Genomic DNA, 22244 nt, shown 5'->3' on the forward strand with positions numbered 1-22244 from the left:
TTTGGCAAATAGTAGTTTAAGGATATACAAAAAAGCCTATTGGTAAATTTTAATAAAAAATCTATGATTTTTTAAAAGCTGCTACTAGATTTTCGGTATTCAATTTTAAAGTTGATTAAATTGAATAATAAATTTAAGATTTATTTTGTAATTTTTAATTCAAATTACAGCAAATTTATAGTTTTAAAAATATTTTTTTTCAGTTTCATCAAAAATAATAAACCCACATTCAACTAAATACAATTCTTAATTCCTTTACTTTATCGATTAATAATCTCAACTATCTCTTATAAAAATAGTAAACTTTTAAAAACTTTATTTAATCGTAATTTGTTTATTTTAAGTTTTGGATATAATCTTTATCTTTAAATTTTTCCTTAAGTCCTTTTACAAAAATAGCCGCTTCTCTTCCATTTATTATTCTATGGTCAAAAGTTATAGTTATTTTGATTTTATTTTTAGTTTTAGTTCCAATAGCCATAATACCACTATAATTATAAGGTACTACTGCATCAAATCTCTCTATTCCAAACATTCCAAGATTTGAAATTGCAAATGTCCCTGCTTCAAAATCTTCAGGATTAAAAATCTTTTTTTCTGCTTTTTCTTTAATTATATTTATATCTTCTTGAATATCTTTTAAAGATTTTAGTTCTATATTTTTTATTACAGGAGAAAATAGTTCTTCATCTACTGCTACAGCTACTCCTATATTACTGGAAGGATAAAGTCTATATTTTCCGTTGTCATAATAAAGTCTTGTTCTATAATGGTTTTGCATAACATCTCCAGTAATTTTTACAATCCAGGTTGTTAATGAATATTCAGTATCTTCAGGAATATATTTCACATCTATAGTTTCATATATATGATAAACTGGCACTGTAGCTGACTTTGATAAATGTTCAATAGTTCTTTTTTGGATTTGTGAAATATCTATTTTTTTGTATAAATTTCTTTCTTTTGCAAATTGTATCACCATATCTTTTGTTATTTTTTTTCCATAATTTTCAACTATTTCTTTTAGGTCAATATTAAATGCTTTTGCTTCTTCTAAAGCATCTATTTCAAAAAATTCTGAATAATAATAAGTTAAAATATCTTCTTCATGGGCTGGAGAAGGTAGTTTCCCTTCTTTTTGTAGTTTTTCTATATCTATATTAAATTCTGCTGCTAATTTTTTTGCATATGGAGATGCTAAACCTGTTGGATATTTTTTAATTTCTTGTTCTTCTGTTTTAGGTTTTTCAGTAGGAGTTTTTTCTTCTTTTATTTCTTCTTTTTTAATTTTTTCCTGTTTATCAGTTTTTATAACTTTCTCTTCAGTTTTAATAGTTTCTTTTTTTATTGGCGCAGTGTTTTTTTCTTCTGTTAGTTCTAATATTGCAATAGGTTTACCAACAGGAACTTCATCACCTTCGTGGGCTAAAATCTTTTTTAATCTACCTGTTTTAAATGATTCTACTTCTTGAATAGCCTTTTCTGTTTCTATTTCTACTATAGGTTCTCCTTTTTTAACAAAATCTCCTTCATTTTTTAACCATCTTACAATCATACCTGTTTCCATAGTATCTGTAAGTCTTGGCATAGTTATTTCATAATCCATTTTCTTTTCCCCACTCTATAATTTTTTTATAAATTTTGTCTGGTGTTGGAATTGATAAAAGTTCTAATTTTCTGTTATAAGGAGTTGGAACATCTTCACCACATATTCTTAAAGGCGGAGCATCTAAATCATAAAAATTATTCTCAATAACTTTTGTAATAATTTCTGTTGCAAAACTACCTGTTTTAGGTTCTTCATTTACTACAACTAATCTTTTAGTTTTTTTAACTGATTCATAAACTTTATCAAGATTTAAAGGATTTAAAGATGTAAGTTCTATAACTTCAACTGAAATTCCTAAATCTTTTTCTATATCTTTTATTGCCTCTAATGTATCATGAAGCATTTTAAGATAGGAAACAACAGTTATATCATTTCCTTCTTTTATTAATCTTTGTTTCCTAACATCAAAATGTGGTATATCTATAAAATCAAAATCTTGAGCATATAAAAGTTCATGTTCTAAAAAAACTACCGGATCATCTAAAAGTATTGCCTGTTTTAAACCGTAATAAGCAGTTATTGAATCAGAAGCAGTAAAAACTCTTAGTCCCGGGATAGATGCATAAATTCTTTCAAATGATTGAGAATGTTGAGCAGCAAGCTGTTTAGCTACTCCTTGAGGCATCCTAATTGTTAATGGTAAACTAACTTTTCCTCCGCTCATATATCTTATTTTTGCAGCCTCATTTACAATCTGATCATAAGCTATTAAGGAAAAATTTACAGTCATTATTTCTGCAACAGGTCTTAATCCACCTATTGCCATTCCTATTGCATTTCCAACAATAGAGTTTTCTGCTATTGGAGTATCTATTACTCTTTTTTCTCCATACTTTGCATACAACCCTTCTGTAACTCTATAATTTCCTCCATAAAATCCAACATCTTCCCCTAAAACTACAACTGTCTCATCTTCTTCCATTAATTCATCCATTGCTTTTTTTAATGCTTCACGATACAACATCTTCACATACCTCACAATAAATATCTTTATAAAGTTCATCTTCAGAAGGTTCTGGAGAATTTAAAGCAAACTCAACTGCTTCTTCTATCTCTTTCTCAACTTTCTCATCAATTGTTTTAATAAACTCTGGAGTCAAAACTCCTTTTTCTAATCCTTTTTCTTTTAATCTTTCTATTGGATCCCTTTCTTTAGCTATTTTTAATTCTCTCGGTGATCTATAATCTCCTCCATCACTCATTGAATGAGGCTCATATCTATAAGTTTTTGCTTCTATAAAATAAGGTTTACTTTCTGTTTCTACATATTCTTTAGCTTTTGATACTGCATTAAAAACTTCAAAAACATCCATTCCATCAACAGAAATAGCTGGCATATAATCTTTTGCTTTTAGATATAAATCAGAAAATGCTGATACTCTATCTATTCTGGTACCAATTGCATAATAATTGTTCTCACATAAGAAAATTACAGGAACTTTATAAACTGCTGCTAAATTTAAAGATTCATAAAAATTTCCTGCATTTGTAGCTCCATCTCCAAAGGCTACCAATACTCCTTCAGTATGGCCTAAAAGCTTTCTAGCATAAGCAGCTCCAACTGCATGAGGGATTTGGGCTCCAACTATTGCTATCCCACCATAGAAATTATATTTTGGATGGTATAAATGCATTGAACCACCTTTTCCTTTTGAAACTCCAGTGACTTTTCCAAATAATTCAGCCATAACTTCTTTAGCAGGAATACCTCTTGCAAGGGCATAAATATGATCTCTATAATGTACAAATATATCCCCTTTTCCAAATCCAACAGTTGCTCCTACATGAACTGCTTCTTCACCAATTGCAAGATGTAAAAATCCACCAATATTTCCTTTCATATATTCTTCCTTAGCTCTTATTTCAAACTCTCTACCAAGTTTCATTAAATAATAAAACTGCTCTGCATAGGATTTAATCATTTTTTTACCTCTAATAGTATCTTTGCTTTAAAGATAAAGTTTATTTTTCTTATAGTCAACAATTTACTATGATAAAATTAGAAAAAAACTTTTGAGGAATTTTCATTTGGAAAAAATATTAATTTATGGTTTTTTATTTATCTTAGGTTTATTGGCAGGATTTTTTTATTTTACAAATCTATGGAAAAGTGTAAATCAACATAAAGAAAATAAGAGTAAATTAATATTTTCCTCTTTTTTAAGATTCCCTATTCCAATAATTGCTGCTATTATTGGTGGTTTTTTAGCAGGTGTAGTTGGTATTATTATAGTAATATTTGGATTTTCTGTTTTTCAGATTTTTTATTTAGTAAAAAAAGGTTCCCAATTAAAAAAAGATTTAGAAGAATATGCTAAAACCCTTGAAGAAGAAAATAAAGAGAAAGATAACTAAATGGAAATTTTAACTATATTTATTGTTTTTATTTTTGGATTAGTTGTTGGAAGTTTTTTAAATGTTGTAATATATAGACTTCCAAGAGAAAAATCTATTGTATATCCTCCTTCTTCTTGCCTTAAATGTGGACATAAAATAAGATGGTATGAGAATATTCCTATCATCTCTTATATTTTCTTAAAAGGAAAATGTAGTAGTTGTAAAACTAAAATTTCTTTAAGATATCCTTTTGTAGAGTTTTTAACAGGTCTATTTACTATATTTGCATATTTAAAGTTTGGATTAAGTATAGATTTAATATTTTCTTTAATTTTATTATATCTTCTAATAGCTGTAATATTTATAGATATTGATTTTAAAATTATTCCTGATGAGATAAATCTTATTGGTTTTATATCTGGAATTATATATTCCTTTTTTAGACAGGATTTTTCTATAATTGATGCTTTAATTGGTGCTTTTGTTGGTGCAGGTTTTCTATATTTAATCTATTTTCTTTATTTAAAATTTAGAAAGGTTGAAGGACTTGGACTTGGTGATGTAAAACTTCTTGCATTTCTTGGTTCATACCTTGGCTGGTTTGGAAGTTTATTTACTATATTCGTAGGTTCTTTTTTTGGTGCAGTTGTTGGAATATCATTAGCATATATGCAAAAAGCAGAGGATAAATCAAGATACGAAATTCCTTTTGGTCCTTTTTTATCTGTTGCTGCTATAATTTATCTGTTTTTTGGAGAATATATTAAGAAATTTTACTTTGGATATTAGCATCTTTATATATTGCACTTAAAACACCATTTACAAATTTTAAAGCATCTTCATTTAAAGAATAACATTTTCCTAAATCAAGTATATCTGTAAAAACTCTTCCTTTATCTGGTACATCAGAAAAAATAAGCTCATAAGTACCCAGTCTCAGTAATGCTCTTTCTATATACCCTAATCTTTCTAATCTCCAATCTTTTAAATGAGATTGTATTATCTGATCTATTTTATCAAGATTATCTACAATTCCATTTACAAGCATATATGCATATCTTAAGGTATTTTCTGAAATTTTATCTCTTATATCTTTTATAACATCTTCAAGAATCTCATTTATATCTTTATCACCTTTATTTATATCAAAAGCATAAAGAGTTTTTAATGCTATCTCTCTTGCTTTTTTTCTAAACCTTCCTATCATTCTATTTCCTTTAATACATTTACCATTTCTATTGCTGTTAGAGCTGCATCAAATCCTTTATTCCCCATTTTTGTTCCTGCTCTTTCAATTGCTTGTTCTATTGTATCTGTGGTAAGTATTCCGTAAGATATAGGTACTTCTGTTTCAAGACTTACTTGTGCTATTCCTTTTGTTGTTTCATTTGCAACAAAATCAAAATGAGGAGTTGAGCCTCTAATTACTGCTCCTAGACATATTATTGCATCATACTTTTTAGTTTTTGCTAATTTTTTTGCAATTAAAGGTATTTCAAATGAACCTGGCACCCTAACAACAGTTATATTATCAATATTTCCACCATGTCTTTCTATACAGTCTATTGCTCCTTCTAATAGCTTTTCTGTAATTAAACTATTAAATCTTCCTACTACAATCGCAAAATTTAATCCTTCTGCTGTTAAATTTCCATTTATAATTTTCATTTAAGAAACCTCTTTTACTACTTTTTTTACAGTTTCAACAATAAAATCTATTTCTTTATCTTTTAAAGCTGGGAATATAGGGATAGCAAAAATTTCTTTAGTTAAAAGATGTGCAAATTCACAGTCTAAGCACTCTGCATTTCTAAGTTTATCAAGGGTATATTCATAATAAACTCTTGCTCCAACCCCATTTTCAATTAATCTTTCTACAATTTCATCTCTTTTTGGATGCCTTAAAGCATATATATGATAAACATGTTTTCTATCTGGATATTCTTTTGGTAATATTAATCCCGGAAGATTTTCAAACTCTTTATTATATATTTCAGCTATTTTTCTTCTTTTTTCATTATTATCTTCAAGTTTTTTAAGTTGCCAATACCCAATTCCTGCTTGAAATTCTGTAATTCTTAAGTTTAATGCAGGATGATTACCAAACTCTATCCAGTTTGATATTTTTTCATCTATTTTATAATCATTAGTTACAATTGCACCACCTTCTCCCATAGCAAGATTCTTTGATGCATAAAAACTGAATGCCGCTAAATCTCCAAGATTACCTGCTTTTTTACCTTTATAAGTAGCCCCATGAGCTTGTGCAGCATCTTCAAGAACAATTATATTATTTGCTTTGCATATTTCATTTATTTTATCCATATCTGCAGTTTGACCAAATAGATGAACAGGTATAACTGCTTTTGGTTTATATTTTTCAACTGCTTCAATTAATTGCTCAGTATCCATTGTATAACTTTCATTTATATCTACTACTATAGGAGTACCACCTGCAAGTAATACTGCATCTATAGTAGCCATAAAGCTCATTGCAGGAACTATTACTTTGTCTTCTTTATTATCTATCCCTATAGCTTTTAAAGCTATATATAAAGCTGCTGTACCACTACATACTGTATGACAAAAACCTATATTTAAATATTTTGCAAACTCTTCTTTAAATTTTAAAGTCCATTTTCCTCTTGTAATATGTCCACTTTTTATAATCTCATTTACAGTTTGTTCTTCTTCTTTTCCAAAATCTGGTTTTATTATTGGTATCAAGCTACCTTCTCCTTTATATTAAATTTATCAAATTCTTTGAGAATTTCTAAAGCTCTGTAAGAGCTTTCAAAAGTAGGATTTTCAATAAACTCTTTAATCATTGTTTCTAATTTATCCTTTCCATCTTTTTCTTTTTCTTCACCAGAAGGATATATTATCTTATCATTTACAAAATCAAAAACAATATCTCCATTTTTAGTTTTTAAAATCCATTTTCTTTTTAAATTTTTTTGACTCCAAGCTACTTGAAGGAAAAACTCATTTTTATCTGTTTCTCCATAAATATCAAAAATATCTCCCTTATCTATTACTTTATTTATCTTAACTCTATCAAAAAGATATTGAAATATATATAAATCATGCCAAGCAAGGTCGTAAAATGGATTTATATATCCTCTACCAAGATTTAATCTATATGCTTCTACTTCATGTATATTTGTATTATTTTCAAAATTTCTAACTGAGTTTGAACGAAGTTCTATTTCTGAAACTCCTAATACAACACCTTTTTTTTCTGCTAAATCTATAGCTTCTTCAAGCTCTTTTGGATTAATTGATGGTGGTTTTTCTACCATAACATTTATTTCTTTTTCTAATGCTTTTTTTGCTATAGGAATATGAGATGTTGGAGCAGTTGCTACAAAAAGATAATCTAATTTTTCTTTTTTTAAAGCTTCATCTATATCTGTATATTTTTTAAAAGAACTATCGTATTTTGCTAAAAGCTTTTGATTTAAATCAACTAAAACTGCGTCATAACCAAGAATTTTAAATTTACTTACATAATGTCTTCCCATATTCCCAATGCCAACAATTCCTACTTTCAAAAAAATTTCCTCCAGTAAATTTTCTAACTGCTAAATTTAATAAGCAAGAATTATGCCATATTTTATTATTTATTGATAATATCAAAGATATATATGACTATGTATTTTTGCAAATTCTCTATTTTATTAGATTATACTCCTTTAAAACCTCTTCTAAATATTTTCTATTTTTATCACTCATCTTGTATAAAGGAAGTCTCATTTCATCTGTCTCAATTAAACCCATCATATATGCTGCTGTTTTTACTGGAATTGGATTTGTTTCTACAAACATTGCTTTAAACAATTTCCAGTATTTATTATGTATTTCTAAAGCTTTATCAAATTCTCCATTTAAAGCATATTCACACATTAAAGAAATATCTTTTGGTACCAAATTATTTGCTACAGATATAACTCCTTTAGCACCAACAGCCATCATAGGAATAGTTAATGCATCATCTCCAGATAAGATTAAAACATCTGGATTGGTTAAAGATATAATTTCAGATACTCTTGCTACATTCCCAGTAGCTTCTTTTAAACCTATCACATTTGGAAAGTCTGCAAAAAGTCTTGCAAAAGTTTCAGGAAGCATATCAATACCTGTTCTAGAAGGAATATTATATAAAATCAAAGGAATATTTGTTTCTTCTGCTATTGCCTTAAAATGTTGATAAATACCTTCTTGAGTTGGTTTGTTATAATAAGGAACTATTTGAAGAGAGGCATCAGCACCAACTTTTTCAGCAAATTTTGTTAAAGCTATAGCCTCATGGGTAGCATTTGCTCCTGTTCCTGCAATTATAGGAATTCTTTTATCTGCATATTCTACAGCAAGGGCTATTAATTCTTCATGTTCTTCATAAGTTAAAGTTGCAGATTCTCCAGTTGTTCCTGCTACAACTATTCCTTGAGTTCCATTTTTTATATGAAAATCTATAAGACTTTTAAATGATTTCTTATCAATTGTTCCATTTTTAAAAGGAGTTATTATTGCAACTAGTGAGCCTGTAAACATATTTATCCTCCATCTTTAAAATTTAAGTATAATATTAGTTTATAACATATTTTTATAATTATCTTTATTTTATGGAGGAATAATGTTATCTTCAATTCTAGGGATTTTTTCTAATGATATTGGAATAGACTTAGGTACAGCAAATACTTTAGTTTTTGTTAAAGGAAAAGGAATAGTTTTAACAGAACCTTCTATAGTTGCAAAGGATATTAAAAGAGATAAAGTTCTTGCAGTTGGACAAGAAGCAAAAATAATGATGGGAAAAACTCCTGAATATATAGATGTAATAAGACCTTTAAAAGATGGAGTTATCGCAGATTTTGAAGTAACTCAAGAGATGCTTAAGTATTTTATAAAAAAAGTTCATAAAAATATACCTTTTATAAATTGGTTAAAGCCAAGACCAAGAGTTATAGTAGGTGTTCCTTCTGGCATTACAGAAGTAGAAAAAAGAGCAGTTATTGATGCAGTAAAACAATCAGGAGCAAGAGATGTTTATCTTATTGCAGAACCAATGGCTGCAGCTATAGGAGTAGGCCTTCCTATTACAGAACCTGGTGGAAATATGATTATAGATATTGGTGGAGGAACAACAGAAATAGCAGTTATTTCTTTATCTGGATTAGTAGTGTCTCACTCAATAAGAGTTGCAGGAGATGAGATGAGTGATGCTATAATTCAGTATTTAAAGAGACATCATGGCATAGTTATTGGAGAACAAACTGCTGAAAAAATAAAAATGAGACTTGGTTCAGCATATCCTTCAGAAAAAGATCAAGAAGAGATGGAGATCGGTGGTGTTGATATTAGAAATAGTCCTATAAGTACTGTAATAAAAGGAGAAGAAATTAGAAAAGCTTTAGAAGATGTAGTAGATAATATTGTTAATGCTGTAAAAACTGCATTAGAAAAAACACCTCCAGAACTTGGTGCAGATATAGTTGAAAGAGGTATTGTTTTAGCTGGTGGTGGTTCTATGCTTTATGGACTTGATATAAGAATAAGAGAAGAAGTAAATCTTCCTGTTTTTAGAGCTGAAAATCCATTAACTGCAGTTGTTGAAGGAATAGGAAAAACATTAGAAGATATAGATCTTATTAAAAGGGTATCTATGGAATAATTAAATAATGTTTTTTTTCAAAAGAAAAAAAATTGTAGTTGGATTTTTAATAGTTTTTTTTTCATTGTTGATTTTCTTTGTTTTTTATAGAAACTTTTATTTAGTTTTGGATATTGTTTATCCTATACAAATATCTATTAAAAAAATCTCTGATCTTACAATTAAATTAGAAAATATTTTTATAGAAAATAAAAAATTATATGAAGAAAATCAAAGATTAAAACAAGAATTACAAAAATTAAAGTTAGAGACACAAACTTTAAAAGCTTTTAAAATTGAAAATGAAAAATTAAAAAAATTATTAAAATTTTCCAAAAAATATAAATTTAAAAGAAAAATAGTTGCAGAGGTTATAGGATATCCTTCTGAAAGCTGGGTAAAAGGTTTAATTATAAATAAAGGTTCTAAAGATAAAGTAAAAGTTGGAGACTTAGTTATAACTGATGGATATTTAGTAGGTAAGATAACAAAAGTGGGATATTTTTCTTCATTTGTACTTCTTGTGAATGATTCAAATTTTAAAATAACAGGAAGAACTAAAAACACAAGAGAGTTTGTTTTCTATAAAGGAAATGGTAAAGATGGGGGAAACTTAGAATATATAAGACCAAATCAGGATATTAGAGTGGGAGATATTGTAGAAACTGATAATCCTAAGGGAATTCCTATAGGTATTATAAAAAATGTTTCTTATCAAGAAGGAGATTTTTTTAAAAAAGCAGAAGTAGAAGCATTTATAAAACAACTTAATATAGAATATGTGTTAATCCTAGGTAAATAAATTGAGGAACGCAAAATTTCTAATTTTAGGTCTATTTTTTATTATTTTACAAACAACAATCATAGGAAAATATTTAGATTTTTTATGTATACACTGGGACATAATATCTATTTTTATTATTTTATTATCTTTATATAAAGTAGATAAAGATAATTATAAGATTGTAATTCCAATTTCTCTTATTCAAGATATTATTACTCAGTCTTATTTTATCCATTTTTTGTCAAAAACCTTAATAACTTTTATCGCTCAAAAATTGCATAATAAATTTTTCTTAAGTAGTTTTTGGATAAAATCTTTAATTGTTTTAATTTTAAGTGCAATAGATATCTTATTTAAGATAATCTATACATTTTTAATATCAACTAATTTAAATATATGTTTTGGATATATAATATACCTTATACTTAATTTTATTATTTTTTACTTTGTCTATTTGGCATATGAAGATAAAAATACAAAGATTTGATATAGTTTTAATTTTTTTATTGGTGTTTTCCTTTATTTTACTAAGTAGGTTATTTTATCTTCAAGTAATAAAAGGAAATTATTATGAAAAGCTATCTAAAAATAATTACATAAGAATAATTACTATAAATCCTCCAAGAGGTAGAATATTTGATAGAAATGGAATTTTACTTGCTTATGATGTCCCTTATTATCAGCTTTATACTTTACCTTATCTTATTGATAAAAAGGAACTGCCTAAACTAAAAAAAGCTTTCAAAAAATATTTAAATATTGATATAACTTCTAAGTTAGAAGAAAAAATAATAAAAGGTTATGCTAATAAAGTAATTATAAAATCTAAATTAACAGATAAAGATATAAAAAATTTTTATGATCATTTTTATGAATTTAATGGAATATTCATAGAAACAATTCCAAGAAGAAATTATACAGAATATGCTAAATATATGCCACATATACTTGGATATGTTGGATATCCATCTAAAAAAGAGTTAGAAGAAAATCCAGATATAAATGCAGATGTATTAATTGGAAAAAGTGGAGTAGAAAAAATTTATGATAATTATTTAAGAGGTGAGTATGGTAATAAAGCTGTTATAGTTGATGCAAAAGGTAGAATAAAAAAGATACTCTGGGAAAAACCTCCAAAAACAGGAAAGGATATATATCTTACAATTGATGCAAGACTTCAAAAATTAGCTTATGAATCTTTTAAAGAGTCCGGTCAAAAATCAGGAAGTATAGTCTTAGTTAATCCAAAAACTTATGAAATTTTAACAATGCTAAACTATCCAATATTTGATATTCAAAAATTTTCAGATGGCCTTACAAAAAAAGAATGGAATAAACTTTTGAAAAATGAATACAAACCCTTATTTAATAAAACTTTAAATGGATTATATCCACCTGGTTCAATATATAAAATTGTTGTTTCTACTGCTGCTTTAAATGAAGGTGTAGTAAGTCCAACAGAAAGAATCTTTAGTGGTGGATATTTTAAAATAGGTAAATGGAAATATAGAAACTGGAATTTAGCAGGATGTGGAAATATAAATATAACGCAAGCTTTAGAACAATCTTGTGATACTTATTATTATCAAATAGGATTAAAACTTGGGGTTAATAAAATTGTTGAATATACATATATGTTTGGAATAGGTAAAAAATTAAATCCTGAAATTGAAACAAAAGTTTCAAGAGTACCAACCCCTGACTGGAAACTTAGGAAATTAGGAGAATCTTGGTTTCTTGGAGATACTGTAAACTTAAGTATAGGTCAAGGATTTTTAGCAATCACTCCTTTTGATGCCTCTAAAATTCTTATTCCTGTTTTAAATAATGGGAATGTTTTAAAACCTTTGCTTTTAAAAGCATATGTTGATAAAGGTAAAATTTATGAAAATGAACCTGTTGTTTTAAACAAACTTCCAATAAAAAAAGATATATTCAGCTATATAAAAAAAGGTCTTTATTTAGTTATTTATGGTAAAAGAGGAACAGCTAAAATACTTCAAGATTTACCAGTAGAAGTAGCTGGAAAAACAGGAACAGCACAAGTTTATAGAAAACCAAAAAAAAATGAAAAAATAGATAAATGGGAACTTCAAAATCATGCATGGTTTATAAGTTTTTTCCCTTATAAAAATCCACAATTTTCTTCTGTAGTTTTTATTGAGCATGGTGAAAAAAGTAGTAATGCTGTAAAAATAACTAAAAATTTAATAGAGAAAATGATTGAAAATGGATTTATTAAATAAATCATAAAACAAATAGTTTTTAACCTTTATTATAAAATTTAAAATAAATTTGTGAGGATAAAAAATGGAATTTGACAGAGAAAAATTAATAGATTTAGTACCAGAGCAAAGGGTAGGAATAGATGTAGATGAAAAAATGACAGTTTATATCTCAAAAGAGTTTGATGAAGACTTCCAAAAATATATTTATGTTGCTGAATTTGAAAATTTTACAATGAAATTTGAAAATGTAGATGAGCTTATATATACAGTTTATAGAATGTCTTTATTTCAGTAAGCTTCAATTTAAATTAATATCTATTTAATAAAGTAAATATTCTTAAGGGGTTTTTTCCCTTAAGTTTATTCTATTTTAAAATAAAGTGCGTAATAAATTAGTATCTAAATTTGATACGATATCTTGTAATATTTAAAATTATTCATACATTTTTATAGTAAAATTACTTAAAAACTTTATCCAAAGGATAAAAAAGTAAAAATGTTAGAAGAACTTAAAATAAAGTTAGAAGAGCTTGAGAATACGTTTACTTCAGTTAAAGAAATAATAAAACCAGATAGCATAGAAAATGAGATAAAACAACTTGATGAATTAATGGGACAGTCTGACTTTTGGAATGATACTAAAAAAGCTCAAGAAATATCTTCTAAAAGAAATTATCTTGCAAATAAGCTGCAAAAAATAAAAGATATTGAAGATAAGATACAGTATATAAAAGAATATATTGAACTTTTAGAGTTAGAATCTGATGAAACAGCAAAAAAAGAAATAGAAGAAGAATTAAAAAATCTTGAAAAATTAGTTTCAAAACTTGAAACAGAAAGCTTATTATCTGGAGAATATGACTCAAAAAATGCAATAGTATCTATTCAATCAGGCTCTGGTGGAGTAGAAGCATGTGATTGGGCAGAAATGCTTTTAAGAATGTATTTAAGATGGGCAGAAAAAAATGGATATGATATAGAAATTGTAGATTATCAACCTGATGATGTTGCAGGTATAAAAAGTGCAACCTTTATAGTAAAAGGTCCTTATGCTTATGGATATTTATCTGCTGAGCAAGGAGTTCATAGACTTGTTAGAATATCTCCATTTGACTCTAACAAAAGAAGACATACCTCTTTTGCTGCTGTTTCAGTTATTCCAGAAATAGGAGAGGAAATTAATGTTGAGATAAATGAAGATGATTTAAGAATAGATACATTTAGAGCATCAGGAGCAGGTGGACAGCACGTTAATAAAACAGATTCTGCAGTAAGAATTACTCATATTCCAACAGGAATTGTTGTATCTTGCCAAAGTGAAAGATCTCAAATACAAAATAGAGCAAAAGCTATGCAGATGTTAAAAGCAAAACTTTATCAGCTTGAGATTGAAAAACAAAAACAGAAGAAAAAAGAGCTTGAAGGTGAAAAAAAAGATATTACTTGGGGTAGTCAGATAAGGTCTTATGTATTTCATCCTTATCAAATGGTAAAAGACTTAAGAACAGGATATGAAACAGGGAATATTGAAGCAGTTATGGATGGAGATTTAAATCCATTTATAGAAAGCTTTTTAAAATATAAAGCATCAGAAAGTGCTAAAGAATAGTAAAATTCACCTATTTTAAAGGTTCCTTTGCTGTTTCTTTTAAAAATAATCCTGTAATAAAAGCAATAGCAGCAGCAAACATTAAGTAATAAGCAGGTGAAGCTAAATTCCCTGTTTCTTTAATAAGATAAGTAGCAATTAAAGGAGAAGTTCCTCCAAAAATAGCAAAAGGTAAGTTATATCCAATAGAATATCCTGAATTTCTTATCTCTGTAGGAAATATTTCAACTAAGGTTGTTGGAAGTATAGCCATAAAACCTGCAACAATTACTGCAAAAACTACTTGTCCTATTAAAGCATTTTCAAAACTTCCAGAAGATATAAAGGAAAATAAAGGATAAGCAAGTATCAAAGTAAAAAATGTTGAAAAAAGTATAAATGGTTTTCTTCCATATTTATCAGATAAAAATCCAAAAACAGGAATTAATAAAAATAAAATAATCATACTTACAGTATTGATTGTTAATGCAACAGATTTTGGAAATTTAACAAATACTGAAAGATGACTTGCAATATAAACAAAAATAATATAAAAACCTACAGCTTGAAAAGTACTTAAAGCAAAAGTTTTCAATAACTGACTTCTTCCTTTTGTAAATAGTTCTTTTAAAGGAGATTTAGATTTTAACTCTTCGTACTCAAGCTCTAAAAATTTTGGTGTTTCATCTATATGTTTTCTAATATAATACCCTACTAAACCAAGAATAACACCAGTAAAAAATAAAACTCTCCATCCCCAGCTATAAAGAGCATCTTCTGAAAGAACTTTTGTTATAAAAGCTCCTGAAGCAGAGCCAAGTAATATTCCAACAACTGCCCCAAGTATTCCAACACTACCATATAACCCTCTTTTATCTTGAGGAGCATACTCTACAAGAAAAGAAACAGATGTTGTATATTCTCCACCAACAGAAAGACCTTGGATTAATTTAAGTAATACAAGTAAAACAGGAGCAAGTATTCCAACTGTTTCATAAGTTGGAAGAAGTCCAATGGCAGTTGTAGAAATTGCCATCATAACTATAGATATAGTAAGAGCTTTTTTTCTACCAAATTTATCTCCTATATATCCAAAAATAATAGCCCCTACAGGCCTCATTAAAAATCCAACAGCAAAAACAGCAAAAGATTTCAAAAGTTCTACAGTAGCGTTCCCTGAAGGGAAAAAAAGCTTACCTATAATTGCTGCTAAAAATCCATAAACTACAAAGTCATACCACTCTAAAATATTTCCTACCATTCCAGCAAAGAAGGTTTTCTTTTCAGCTTTCATTTCTTCCCTCAGAAAGAAAATCTATAGAAAATCCAAGATTATATAAGATAACATCAGGAACAAGCTCATCATCATCAAAATTTTCTAAAACTTCTAAATATATTTCTGCTATAGTTTTGTCAGGATAGTTTTTTAAATATTCTTTTAATGCTTTAACTTTTATTGTTTTGTTATTTTTTGCCAAATCAGACACTTTATTTTTTAACTCCTTTTAATCCTTTAATCATTTTATCCTTCATTAGTTTATATCTAATATCATGTTTTGCTAACTTCTCCATTTCTGACTTTATATATTTTTCTGCTTCATCAGTTGCCATTTTATAGCCTAAAACATAAGCAGTTATAGCAAGTATTGAAAATCCTGTAAGTTCTACAATCTTTGATACTATCTGATTTGGAATAAATAAAGCTCCAAATGCTAAAATTATTCCAACTGCAAGAAGTATTTTCCAGTATTTTAAAAGGGTTTGTGCAAGCATTTTATCTCCTTAATAAAAATTAATGAAATTATATTTTATCAAATTTACAAAAAGAAAGATTCTTATATTTAGGAATTTTTTGTATTAAAATATAAAGATAGTTAAATATATATAGTATAATAAAGTTAGTGAGAGCTAACAAAAGGAGTCATAACTGATGAAAAAATTACTTTCTATCCTCTTAGTTTTCGCTATTTCTCTATTTTTAGTATCTTGTGAAGGTAAAGGGAAAATAGTAATTGAAAAACCAAAGGGTGCAAAAGTTTATATTAATGGTAAATATGTAGGTGATGTGCCTTTAGAAATAGAACTTAGAGAAGGCAAGTATGATATAACAGTTGAGAAAGAACCTTTTGTAGAAGAAACTAAAAAAAATGTACAAGTTTATTTTGATAAAACTATAGTATTATCTTTTAATCCAACACCAAAAGGTAAATTAATAACAGATACAAAGCCTCAAGGAGCAGAAGTTTGGGATAATAAAGAATTCTTAGGCAAAACACCTCTTGATATTAATTTAGATCCTGGTCTTCATCATTTATATTTTTATAAGGGTAATTTAAGTGCAGAAAGAAAAGTAGAAATAATTTTCAAAAAAACAACAAAGCTTTTTGTAAATCTTGAAAAGGCTTTAGTACATTTAGATGCAAATCCTGAAGATGCAAAAATATTAATAGATGGAAAACCAGTTAATAAAATACCTACGTCTCTTTACTTAGATGAAGGAGTACATAAAGTTCTTGTAGAAAAAGGTCCTTATAAAGATGAGTTTGAATTAAAAGTTAAAAAAGGAGATGAAGTTAAAGTTAGTTATGAATTAAAACCTGTCCAGCTTCCACCAGTTGAAGCTTATGGTCCTGTTAAATTTACACATAGTAAAAAATATTTAGTATCTATGGGAAAAGCAGGTATATACTTTTGGGATATAAATAAATTTAAACCTCAAATATCTCTTTATGATCCTGAAGATGTAAGAAATTTTGACAAATTTATAAACTTTGAAATATCTGAAAATGATGAGTTTGTAGCAGGTATAAAACCAATTAGAAGACTTGCATATGCATTAAAAGAAAAAGGTAAGTTTGACAAAATTATAGTATGGGATTTAAAAACTACTGCAGTTAAATTTTCTAAACTATATAACACAATATCAAAATTTGTTTTCTTTGATAAAGATAATAATGCTTTATTCCTAATAGAAAAAAATGGAAATATCCAAAAAATTGATTTAAAAACAGGAAATATATCTAAAATAGCTAAATTAGGTTCTTCACCAACTTCTAGCGCTGATTTAGGAGAGAAAATATTAATAGGAGACTTAGAAGGAAATATTTATGAATTTAATAAAAATTCAAATAATTTAAATAAAATGAAAAAAGTTAATGGAAAAATTTCTGATATTGAAATATCTAACGATAATAATTTAGTCGCAATAGCTTACAATAAAGTTTCTATTTTAGATTTAAATTCATTAAAAGCTATAAAAACATTCAATATAGAAAATCCAAAAGCAGTGGCATTATCCCCTGATAAATCATTAATAGCAATTTCTATTGGGAAATCAGTTAAAGTTTTAGATACAAATACAGGCAAATTAAAATATGAAATTAAAGATTTACCAGCAGAAATAATTTCATTGAAATTTAGAGACAATCAGGTTTTAATTACTGCATCTAGTATAGAAACACCATATGTAGGAATATGGAAAAATGGTCATTTACTTAAAAAATGGGTACAAGCAATAGAATAATGGCATATAATATTTATTTTTATAACTAATACTGGAGTAAACAATAAATGTGTGGAGTTTTTGGAGTTTTTGATAATAAAGATGCAGCATATTTAACATATCTTGGGCTTCATGCCCTTCAACATAGAGGGCAAGAATCTGCAGGGATAGCTGTATCTGATGGTTATGATATAAATCTAAAACTTGGAGAAGGTTTAGTTACTCAAGCTATTAAAGATGAAGATCTTCAATCACTAAAAGGTGATATAGCAATAGGGCATGTTAGATACTCTACTGCAGGTGGTTCAAATCCTAAAAATATTCAGCCTTTCTATGCTCATTTTTATGGTGGAGCTTTTGCTATAGCCCATAATGGAAATTTAGTAAATGCTAAAGAGATAAGAAATAAACTTGAAAAAGAAGGAGCAATATTCAGATCAACTTCAGATACAGAAGTTTTTGTACATCTAATAGCAAAATCTAAAAATCCTCCTCCTGCTCATGTAATTCTTCATAAAAATGATGAAGAATTTATACCTTTAGTTTTTGATGCAATGAGAAAAGTAAAAGGAGCATACTCTCTTGTAATTTTAAGAGAAAATCAGCTTATTGCAGTTAGGGATCCTTATGGATTTAGACCTTTAGCTTTAGGAAAAAATCGTAGTGGAAGTTATTTTGTAGCGTCAGAAACGTGTGCATTTGATATTGTAGATGCAGAGTATTTAAGAGATATTCAGCCGGGAGAAGTTCTTGTAATAGATGATGCAGGAATGAGATCTTATTTTCCATTAGATGAAACTGAAGAAAATACAAAGCAAAATTACAAATGTATATTTGAGTTTGTTTATTTTGCAAGGCCAGACAGTAATATATTTAGTGATTGGGTTTATGAAATAAGAAAAGAAATGGGAAGAGCTTTAGCAAGAGAAAAGAAAATAGATGCAGATGTTGTAGTACCTATTTTAGATTCTGGAATGCTCGCGGCAAAAGGATATTCTGAAGAAAGTGGAATTCCTCTTGAGATAGGATTAATAAGAAATCATTATGTTGGAAGAAGTTTTATACAACCTGTTCAGGAAATTAGAGATTTAAGTGTAAAACTTAAATTAAATCCTGTTCAACAAGTAATAAAAGATAAAAGGGTAATTTTAGTTGATGATTCTTTAGTAAGAGGCACAACAAGTAAAAAAATAATAAATATGGTAAGAAAAGCAGGAGCAAAAGAAGTTCATCTTTTAATAAGTTCTCCACCTGTAATAAGCCCTTGTTATTATGGTATTGATACACCAACAAAAGAAGAGTTAATTGCTTCAAATAAAACTGTAGAAGAAATAAGAGAATATATAGGAGCAGATAGCCTTTACTATCTTTCTTTAGAAGGAATGATAACAGCTGCAAATAAATATAAACAAAAAGGATTTTGCACTGCTTGTTTCACAGGTAATTATCCAGTGTTATAAAAATAATAGGTTTTTTAAAATGGAGGGGTTTTCTCTACATTTAGCAGAGAATAAGTTAACGTTAGAAGAAAATGAAATAAAAAAAATAGAGCATAAACTGTCAAAACTCATACTTTAAATTTGAAAATTTAGATGAAGCTTTTGATTTAGCTATAAAAATGAAAGTATTACCAAAATTTCATGGAACAAGACAAAGATTAGAAAAACCTATTTTAGAATTTTTAAAATTAGTAGATACTAAACTAAAAAATGTTAACAACTCAGAAAATAAAAATGATATTGAAATAATTTATGAAAATTTAGAAGGAATTCCTAAAATAGAGGGAAATTCTTTAAAACTTAAACTAAATAATGAAGAAAGAGAGATAGAAACTCTATATATCCATACAATACATAAATTATTAGAAATGCTTTATAGATTAAAAACAGAAGGATTTGCAAGTTTTATGTAAAAGAAAAAGGGAGCAAGAAATACTCCCTATTTTTATTGATTAGCTTCACTTGAATGTAAAGTACGAATTGCTTTTTCTTTGAATTCTTTTAATTTTTCTATTAAGTTTTCAAATAATTTTTCAGATCTGTTTTTACCTTTTATTTCTTTTTCAAGTTTTTCTATAGCATCATATAACATTTTGTATGTTGTATCACTTGTACTTGTATAGCCAAGTGCTTCAGCAATTTTTAATTGTCTTTTTGCTTCTTCAAGATGTTTTATAGCTTGATTTTTATCCTTTTTAGCTATTTTACTTGCAGCATCTACTAATGCTTGAGCTTTTAATATGGGAATAGGAATAACTGTAATTTCTTTCACAAGAGTATTAAGTGCCATATCAAGTACATCTTCTGCTTCTTTAATTTTTCCTTCATTTAAATATTTAGCTGCAAGTTTTAAAGCTTGAGGATAAGATGCTAAAGGTAAATTTATAGTAATAATATCAATCTCACTTTGAAGGGTATCTAAAATTCTTCTCGCATCTTGAACTTTATTTTTATCAAGTAAATCCTTTACTAATTCCAAACTTTCCTTAATACTTTTTAAATCTCCAGTATATTCAACAGCAACTACTTCTGAATCTATTGGTAGCATTAAAGGAGCATTTTTAAATGCTAAGATAACTTCAAGTTTGCCTATAGCTTTCTCTAAATCTTCTTTTGCTTTTTTTAGATCTTTTTTCTCAAGATCAATAAGAACTTTCTTAGTTAAGACAACAGCCTCTACAGCTTCCTTAACAATATGAATCTGTTCTTGAGTAGCTTTTGCTTTAGATTCTGCAGTTTTTACTGCCTCTTTACTAACTTCTGCAGATGTTTTTGCTAAAGTAGGTGAAGAAATAAGTATCGCTGCAGCAGTTAAAGATGCCATTACTTTTTTCATAATTTATCCTCCATTGATTTTAGTTTTTTATTATAAAATAATATAAATTAATTTACTAAATAAATCAATATATATTTTACTAATATTATTAAAAACTAAACATTTTTAAGTTAAAATTTACTTTAAATGATAGTTATCATTGGAATAAATATATGGTATCTTTATATTTGAATATAAATTTATGGAGGTTTAAAAATGGATATTAAGGTAGATGAAAAATATGTAGAAAAAATGAGAAAGTTTGCTGAGACTTTTTCTCAAAAATCTGGAACTGTTGTCAATCCACAAAAAGATGTTTCTGATTCAGTTATTTTAGGTTTAGCTCAGCATCTACAAGAACTTGGAAGACCTTTATGTCCTTGTAATTTTTATCCAAATAAAGAAGAAGAAGTTCAAAAAAGAAGATGGATATGTGCATGTGATGAAATGCAGATATTTAAATACTGTCATTGTCTTTTATTTACAACAGAAGAAGGAAAACCTATAACTGAATATTTACCTGAATGGCATGAAGGAAGGCAGATTTATGGTTTAGTAAAAGACCCAACTCCAGATAAAGGTAGAGCATTAGCTAAATTTGATAAAATTGTTGAATATTTAAAAGAGTATGTAGCAGAACATAATCTTGACATTCCAGAAGAAGAAATTATTGCATGGGCAGAAAAGGTAGCAAGGAAAAAATAATGAAAATTTTTTGGGGAATAGTATTTTTTATATTAGGAATTGCAGGGGTTATTTTACCGGTATTACCCGGTATCCCTTTTTTCATCATATCAGCTTTCTTATTTGGCATAATTTCTGAAGAGCAATTAATAAAAGGTTTAAAAAAATTTAAGATAAAAGATCAAAAAATGGCAAAATGGATAAATAAGCTAATTAATCATATTATCATCAGATATATTCATAAAAGGAAATTTTCTTTATGAAAAAAGCATTAACTATAGCTGGAAGTGATAATAGTGGTGGTGCAGGCGTACAAGCAGATTTAAAAGTATTTAAAGATTTTTCAGTTTTTGGCCTTTCTGCTATAACATCTATAACGGTTCAAAACTCACAAGCTGTTTATGAAGTTATTCCTGTTAGTTCAAAAGTTTTATATAATCAAATAAAAGCTATAGCAGAAGATACAAAAATAGATGCTGTTAAAATTGGAATGATTTTAACAAAAGAAAATGTAAATGCAATTTATCAAGCTATTAAAGATTTTAATTTAAAAAATATAGTCCTTGATACAGTTATAAAATCATCAAGTGGTAAATATTTACTTGAAGAAAATGCTATTAAAGATTTTAAGACAAAACTTTTACCTTTAGTAGATTTAATAACTCCAAACAAATTAGAAGCAGAAGTTTTAACTGGTATAAAAATAAATAATTTAGAAGATTTAGAAAATGCTTGTATTAAACTTCACAAAATAGGTGCTAAAAATATATATTTAAAAGGTGGCCATTTTGATTTTAAAAATCAGGTAATAGATATATTTTTTAATGGAAAGAAATTTATACATTTAATATACCCAAAAGTTAAAGTAAAAAATGTACATGGAACAGGATGTGTATTATCTTCTGCAATTACTGCTAATTTAGCAAATAAAAAATCATTAGAAAAATCTATAAAAATAGCAAGGGCATATATTCAACAAAAAATAGAAGATAGCTTTAAATTCGGGAAAGGATATTTTTACATGAAATTATAAAAAAGGGGTAAC

The 22244-nt window shown here is 27.3% G+C and carries 25 protein-coding genes; 13 read left to right on the forward strand and 12 right to left on the reverse strand.

Translation table 11 applies throughout. The features are described 5' to 3' along the window. Nucleotides 1-334: 334 nt before the first annotated feature. The 3 genes from CLV39_RS03480 to CLV39_RS03490 are packed head-to-tail and all read right to left on the reverse strand — an operon-like array spanning nucleotide 335 to nucleotide 3531. On the reverse strand, nucleotides 335-1606 hold the full coding sequence (locus tag CLV39_RS03480; protein WP_121922851.1) for a 2-oxo acid dehydrogenase subunit E2: 1272 nt from the start codon (nucleotides 1604-1606) through the stop codon (nucleotides 335-337). Continuing rightward, complete coding sequence (locus CLV39_RS03485; protein WP_121922852.1) at nucleotides 1596-2573, reverse strand: alpha-ketoacid dehydrogenase subunit beta; 978 nt, start codon at nucleotides 2571-2573, stop codon at nucleotides 1596-1598. Before CLV39_RS03485 ends, CLV39_RS03480 begins: the two co-directional genes overlap by 11 nt. Next, on the reverse strand, nucleotides 2560-3531 hold the full coding sequence (locus CLV39_RS03490; protein WP_121922853.1) for a thiamine pyrophosphate-dependent dehydrogenase E1 component subunit alpha: 972 nt from the start codon (nucleotides 3529-3531) through the stop codon (nucleotides 2560-2562). The genes CLV39_RS03485 and CLV39_RS03490 overlap by 14 nt, the downstream gene beginning before the upstream one ends. A gap of 106 nt (nucleotides 3532-3637) precedes the next feature. Here CLV39_RS03490 and CLV39_RS03495 point away from each other — a divergent pair, with 106 nt between their 5' ends. Beyond that, nucleotides 3638-3964 (forward strand): ATP synthase subunit I, encoded by a 327-nt coding sequence (locus CLV39_RS03495; RefSeq protein ID WP_121922854.1) that lies wholly within the window; start codon nucleotides 3638-3640, stop codon nucleotides 3962-3964. Beyond that, a complete protein-coding gene (locus CLV39_RS03500; protein WP_121922855.1) occupies nucleotides 3965-4735 on the forward strand; it encodes a prepilin peptidase in 771 nt (256 codons plus the stop codon). Here the strand turns inward: CLV39_RS03500 and nusB are convergent. The 5 genes from nusB to dapA form a co-directional block, all read right to left on the reverse strand. Next, entirely contained in the window at nucleotides 4710-5153 is a 444-nt protein-coding gene (nusB, locus tag CLV39_RS03505) for a transcription antitermination factor NusB (RefSeq protein WP_121922856.1), read from the reverse strand. The genes CLV39_RS03500 and nusB overlap by 26 nt on opposite strands. Continuing rightward, the gene (ribH, locus tag CLV39_RS03510; RefSeq protein WP_121922857.1) at nucleotides 5150-5614 is read right to left on the reverse strand and encodes a 6,7-dimethyl-8-ribityllumazine synthase; all 465 of its coding nucleotides are present in this window, start codon (nucleotides 5612-5614) and stop codon (nucleotides 5150-5152) included. The genes nusB and ribH overlap by 4 nt, the downstream gene beginning before the upstream one ends. Continuing rightward, a complete protein-coding gene (locus CLV39_RS03515; RefSeq protein ID WP_121922858.1) occupies nucleotides 5615-6673 on the reverse strand; it encodes a DegT/DnrJ/EryC1/StrS family aminotransferase in 1059 nt (352 codons plus the stop codon). Continuing rightward, nucleotides 6670-7500: a Gfo/Idh/MocA family protein gene (locus CLV39_RS03520; protein ID WP_121922859.1), complete on the reverse strand. Its 831-nt coding sequence runs from the start codon at nucleotides 7498-7500 to the stop codon at nucleotides 6670-6672. Before CLV39_RS03520 ends, CLV39_RS03515 begins: the two co-directional genes overlap by 4 nt. A gap of 118 nt (nucleotides 7501-7618) precedes the next feature. Beyond that, nucleotides 7619-8500, reverse strand: coding sequence for a 4-hydroxy-tetrahydrodipicolinate synthase (dapA, locus tag CLV39_RS03525; RefSeq protein ID WP_121922860.1), 882 nt, complete (start codon nucleotides 8498-8500; stop codon nucleotides 7619-7621). An 82-nt stretch (nucleotides 8501-8582) separates the two neighbouring features. Between dapA and CLV39_RS03530 the strand changes: the two genes are divergently transcribed. The 5 genes from CLV39_RS03530 to prfB all read left to right on the forward strand — a co-directional run bounded on the left by CLV39_RS03530 (nucleotide 8583) and on the right by prfB (nucleotide 14220). Next, nucleotides 8583-9620 carry a rod shape-determining protein gene (locus CLV39_RS03530; RefSeq protein WP_121922861.1) on the forward strand — a complete coding sequence of 346 codons (1038 nt, stop codon included), beginning with the start codon at nucleotides 8583-8585 and terminating at the stop codon, nucleotides 9618-9620. Nucleotides 9621-9627: 7 nt separating this feature from the next. Then, complete coding sequence (gene mreC, locus CLV39_RS03535) at nucleotides 9628-10401, forward strand: rod shape-determining protein MreC (RefSeq protein WP_121922862.1); 774 nt, start codon at nucleotides 9628-9630, stop codon at nucleotides 10399-10401. A 443-nt stretch (nucleotides 10402-10844) separates the two neighbouring features. After that, on the forward strand, nucleotides 10845-12629 hold the full coding sequence (mrdA, locus tag CLV39_RS03545; protein WP_245960301.1) for a penicillin-binding protein 2: 1785 nt from the start codon (nucleotides 10845-10847) through the stop codon (nucleotides 12627-12629). Nucleotides 12630-12693: 64 nt separating this feature from the next. Continuing rightward, nucleotides 12694-12906, forward strand: coding sequence for a hypothetical protein (locus CLV39_RS03550; RefSeq protein ID WP_121922864.1), 213 nt, complete (start codon nucleotides 12694-12696; stop codon nucleotides 12904-12906). A gap of 201 nt (nucleotides 12907-13107) precedes the next feature. Next, on the forward strand, nucleotides 13108-14220 hold the full coding sequence (prfB, locus tag CLV39_RS03555) for a peptide chain release factor 2 (protein WP_121922865.1): 1113 nt from the start codon (nucleotides 13108-13110) through the stop codon (nucleotides 14218-14220). A gap of 10 nt (nucleotides 14221-14230) precedes the next feature. Here prfB and CLV39_RS03560 read toward each other — a convergent pair whose 3' ends face one another. From CLV39_RS03560 to CLV39_RS03570, 3 genes are read right to left on the reverse strand one after another with little or no spacing between them, the layout of a single operon-like run. Then, entirely contained in the window at nucleotides 14231-15493 is a 1263-nt protein-coding gene (locus CLV39_RS03560; protein ID WP_121922866.1) for an MFS transporter, read from the reverse strand. Then, entirely contained in the window at nucleotides 15483-15686 is a 204-nt protein-coding gene (locus CLV39_RS03565) for a hypothetical protein (protein WP_121922867.1), read from the reverse strand. Before CLV39_RS03565 ends, CLV39_RS03560 begins: the two co-directional genes overlap by 11 nt. A 1-nt stretch (nucleotide 15687) precedes the next feature. Beyond that, complete coding sequence (locus CLV39_RS03570) at nucleotides 15688-15972, reverse strand: hypothetical protein (RefSeq protein WP_121922868.1); 285 nt, start codon at nucleotides 15970-15972, stop codon at nucleotides 15688-15690. A gap of 157 nt (nucleotides 15973-16129) precedes the next feature. On the opposite strand from CLV39_RS03570, the gene CLV39_RS03575 reads away from it, so the two are divergent. From CLV39_RS03575 to CLV39_RS03585, 3 genes are all read left to right on the forward strand, one after another. Further along, complete coding sequence (locus CLV39_RS03575; protein WP_121922869.1) at nucleotides 16130-17722, forward strand: PEGA domain-containing protein; 1593 nt, start codon at nucleotides 16130-16132, stop codon at nucleotides 17720-17722. Nucleotides 17723-17769: 47 nt separating this feature from the next. Further along, nucleotides 17770-19161 (forward strand): amidophosphoribosyltransferase, encoded by a 1392-nt coding sequence (gene purF / locus CLV39_RS03580; protein WP_121922870.1) that lies wholly within the window; start codon nucleotides 17770-17772, stop codon nucleotides 19159-19161. 158 nt (nucleotides 19162-19319) lie between these two features. After that, on the forward strand, nucleotides 19320-19613 hold the full coding sequence (locus tag CLV39_RS03585) for a hypothetical protein (protein ID WP_170145598.1): 294 nt from the start codon (nucleotides 19320-19322) through the stop codon (nucleotides 19611-19613). A gap of 32 nt (nucleotides 19614-19645) precedes the next feature. Here the strand turns inward: CLV39_RS03585 and CLV39_RS03590 are convergent, their stop codons facing one another. Next, a complete protein-coding gene (locus CLV39_RS03590; RefSeq protein WP_121922871.1) occupies nucleotides 19646-20536 on the reverse strand; it encodes a YfdX family protein in 891 nt (296 codons plus the stop codon). Between the two features lie 195 nt (nucleotides 20537-20731). On the opposite strand from CLV39_RS03590, the gene CLV39_RS03595 reads away from it, so the two are divergent. Genes CLV39_RS03595 through thiD form a run of 3 tightly spaced genes read left to right on the forward strand, consistent with a single transcriptional unit; the run spans nucleotide 20732 to nucleotide 22232 of the window. Then, nucleotides 20732-21220, forward strand: coding sequence for a ferredoxin-thioredoxin reductase catalytic domain-containing protein (locus CLV39_RS03595; RefSeq protein WP_121922872.1), 489 nt, complete (start codon nucleotides 20732-20734; stop codon nucleotides 21218-21220). Next, on the forward strand, nucleotides 21220-21462 hold the full coding sequence (locus tag CLV39_RS03600; RefSeq protein WP_170145599.1) for a DUF454 family protein: 243 nt from the start codon (nucleotides 21220-21222) through the stop codon (nucleotides 21460-21462). The genes CLV39_RS03595 and CLV39_RS03600 overlap by 1 nt, the downstream gene beginning before the upstream one ends. After that, nucleotides 21459-22232, forward strand: a complete 774-nt coding sequence (thiD, locus tag CLV39_RS03605) for a bifunctional hydroxymethylpyrimidine kinase/phosphomethylpyrimidine kinase (RefSeq protein ID WP_121922874.1) — start codon at nucleotides 21459-21461, stop codon at nucleotides 22230-22232. Before CLV39_RS03600 ends, thiD begins: the two co-directional genes overlap by 4 nt. Nucleotides 22233-22244: the final 12 nt, after the last annotated feature.

Origin of the sequence: Hydrogenothermus marinus (assembly GCF_003688665.1) — a bacterium.
Lineage (GTDB): Bacteria > Aquificota > Aquificia > Aquificales > Hydrogenothermaceae > Hydrogenothermus > Hydrogenothermus marinus.